The 256-nt window shown below is 48.4% G+C and carries 1 protein-coding gene; it reads left to right on the top strand.

Annotated features, from left to right (window positions below; genetic code table 11):
• Nucleotides 1-256, top strand: a 256-nt coding sequence (locus tag AB4585_RS28545) for a carbohydrate porin (protein WP_372172145.1), incomplete at both ends; no start/stop codon positions are given.

Raw genomic sequence — 256 nt, 5'->3', positions numbered from 1 at the left:
ATATGCTGCAGATGATGCGGGACGAGTTACCACTGATGGCGCACTCACAGGTAACTCGACAGGTCGTCTAGGTAACGAAGGCAATGGCGGAGAGTTCCAGTTTGGTAAATTCTTTGAAAGTGATGGTGGGGCGATCTGGGATGTACAGGTCATGCTTGAACACTGGCAAGGTGATGCTGATGGCGATGCGGTAGGCCTTAAAAAGTTCTATGCCGGTGTTACAAATCTGTTTGAGTCTCAGCAGGATCTCTATATT

This window comes from Vibrio sp. 10N.222.49.C9 (genome assembly GCF_041474985.1).
GTDB classification, from domain to species: Bacteria; Pseudomonadota; Gammaproteobacteria; order Enterobacterales; family Vibrionaceae; genus Vibrio; species Vibrio crassostreae_C.
Note: the sequence above shows the minus strand (reverse complement) of the source record. Positions and strands in the feature narration are given on the sequence as shown.